Below are 2,857 nucleotides of genomic sequence, written 5' to 3'. Positions count from 1 at the left end.
ATGACAGCCATTATCCTTTCCTGCAGGATAATATTCTTCACTTCTATCCCCCCATTCGAATTCTATTTAGAGTAATATTCTTCCAAATGATTTGAGAATCAAAAGAACTCTCAAGGTTATTATAGCAACCCACTCATCCCAGGCCCTGCTCATCTCGCCATCGTAGAAGCTCTTGGACCAAGTGGGCTTGATCTTCCCGTGTGTATGAAGCTCGTTAATATAGTATTCGATATTCTTTTCAATCAGCTCTCTATCGACGCAGAAAAATTCATCGGGAGAGGTAACAAAATCCAGCGGCTTGGCTACATACTCCGTTCGCCATTCCTCCTCATCCTTGCTGATCAATGTGCAGACTGCTTCATAGAGCTTTGGCCTTAAACTTGCGGCCGTCTTTTCGTCAAGTAATCTGTAGAGCCTTACAAAGCATAATATCTCGTGAAAAGAGGTAAACGTGTTCATACTTTCCAGATACCTGGTTGCCTGAGAAATAAGCTCATCTACATCTAGATTGGTGAACTCCCTGTACCTGGTTAAATATCCTATGATCTCGGCCGTTGGGTTCCCCCAGTTTGCATCGATTGCGCAAATTTCCTTCTCTTCATCGCATCCCCACCAAGGAGCGTGGGGGTAGTCATTGACGGTTCGTGGAACGGCAAACCATCCCTTTCTTTCCGAAACATATGTGTTGTCCAAATAGGCAATCGCTTTCGAGATTACTCCCTTTGCAAGTGGCAAATCATCGAAGTGAACAAGGTGTTGAAGCGCTACGGACGTTGCCATTGGAGAAGACGCTGGCAATCTGAAGTCCGGCTCTATAGCGTTTCCAAACCCGCCATCGACATTCTGATAACTGGCTATCTCCTCAACAACAATGTTTGCCGGGCCATCCATGAAATAATAGGCGAATAGTCTCTTTTCCAGTTCTCTACCATTCTCAAGGATCGTATATTGTGCTCTCCTAAAAGGCTCCTTTTCAAGATAGAGCATTTTTAATACCCCCTTTATGTTGTCCTTTCATTTCTGTAAATACCATTCAGCAAGATTCTCGTAAAGCTCCCCTCTGCCCGGGACCGGCCCGCTGAGCTGGCTATTCCAGAAAGCGTAAGAGAGATTGTAGGCAAGAACTAGAACCGGTACATCGTTCGTCCATATCCTGTATGACCCAAGATAATAGGGAGCACGTTTTCGCCAGTCAGTTTCAATGGCGGCCCTTCTCATAATCCTGAAAATCTGTGGATTTACATAACCCACTTCCCAGCCTGTCTTCAAATCATGCTCATACTCATTGGTCCATGGGGCTATCTCGGGATAATCAAAGGCCTCGACTCGAAGATAGACCAGCTCGTAATCACCTTCGTCTATGTCACGAAGAAGGCTTCCCCAATCGAGCCTTTCAACTTCGAGTTTCACACCTATCTTGTCCCAGCTCTTCTGGAGCTCCTCCAGCAATATATTCTCAATTCCATGATAGACCTTGATCGACAAAGTTATGCTACCCGGATAACCTGCATTTGAAAGAAAGGTCTTTGCCTTATCCGGATCGTACGGAAGATCCACTATCTGAGCTTGCAAAGTCTTAAAAATGGACGTCCTGGGATCCACAGGGATGAAAGTCCCAATGGAGTTGGGGAGGGCTTCAAGAAGAGATTCGTAGTCAAGAGACATCTTGAGTGCCTGTCTCACTCCCCTTTCTGCCAGGAGCGCGTTTCTATGATTTATGAGGATAACGTGATAACTACCATCCGGGAAGCTTCCCGATTTGAACTTTCCGGAAGCCGCTTCACTAAGAAGAGACTCGTTATGGTCCGGTTCACTGAAGAGAAGATGCAGCTCGCCCGCATCGAACATCTCAATTCTGTCAAGAGGCTCTGCCACTTCCACGAGCCTTATTTCATCTAGAAGGCTCTTTCCAGGCCAACTCTCGAATACTAGCGGAAAGAGATCGTCTCCAGATCCTCCGTGCCAGTTCGGGTTTCTCTTTAGAATAATGTTGCCTTTTACGCTTGCCGGATCGAGCATGAACGACCCTGATGTAGCTTCCACGGGTGGTTTATCCATCTCCATGTTCTCTTCCAGGCTCTCCGGTTCGATTCCAAGTCTGTCGGAGTAAATATGTTTGGCGAGTATGCCCGTTCTCAAAGAGTTCAAGAATTCGGGATACGAATCATTGAAATTGAAAACCACGGTCTTGCCGTCGACGACGGAAAACCAGCCAAACCGCGGATCATTGAGAGCCTCATAGACCGGAGAGCTTTCGGTGCTCTTCCAGGCTTTTATCGAGTACTCTAAATCCGCACTGGTTATAGGCGTTCCGTCATACCAGAAAATATCGTCTCTGAGCTTTATGATAAGTGACTTGTTCGAATTCAACAGCTCGTACTTTTCCACCAGGCAAGGACTCAATTCGTCGCCGCTTGCCCATCTGAAAAGCGGATCCTGGATCGCAAAAGTAACCCAGAAATCACCCTCCGAAAGCTCAAAGCCTGGAATGAATCTGAACGTAGTATCGACTGGCAGTGTAATCGAACCTCCGGCTAACTCCGAGTAAGAGAATTCTTCTTCCGTACCTCTTCTTTTAAGAACCTCGGCGAAACTACTGGTCAACAAGATTAGCAATATACCGACTAGAAATAATCTCCGCACAGGGTACCTCCAAAGCTTCAAGTCTCTCCACTATTATATTAGATAAACCTAATTCGATTTCATTCGCAAAGACAAAGAGCAGGAGAAAATGGTTCTTCGTTGAATGGTTCACCGTTCACTGAATAGAGCATGTTCTTGGTTCCAGAGCAAGAATCTGTTCTTCGTTCTTGGTCAAACATTTGCAAGTGGTCGGAGGTTGGTGGCATCAAGATCA

General features: G+C 46.0%; 2 protein-coding genes. Both read right to left on the bottom strand.

Annotated features, from left to right (window positions below; genetic code table 11):
• Positions 1 to 66: 66 nt before the first annotated feature.
• Positions 67 to 987, bottom strand: a complete 921-nt coding sequence (locus BG32_RS13280) for a hypothetical protein (RefSeq protein ID WP_014731268.1) — start codon at positions 985 to 987, stop codon at positions 67 to 69.
• Positions 988 to 1,014: 27 nt separating this feature from the next.
• Entirely contained in the window at positions 1,015 to 2,643 is a 1,629-nt protein-coding gene (locus BG32_RS13275) for an ABC transporter substrate-binding protein (protein WP_014731267.1), read from the bottom strand.
• Positions 2,644 to 2,857: the final 214 nt, after the last annotated feature.

The sequence above is a fragment of the Mesotoga sp. HF07.pep.5.2.highcov genome, from assembly GCF_003666285.1.
Classification (GTDB): domain Bacteria; phylum Thermotogota; class Thermotogae; order Petrotogales; family Kosmotogaceae; genus Mesotoga; species Mesotoga prima.
The sequence above is the reverse complement of the archived record's forward strand: the minus strand, read 5'-3'. Positions and strand labels throughout refer to the sequence as shown.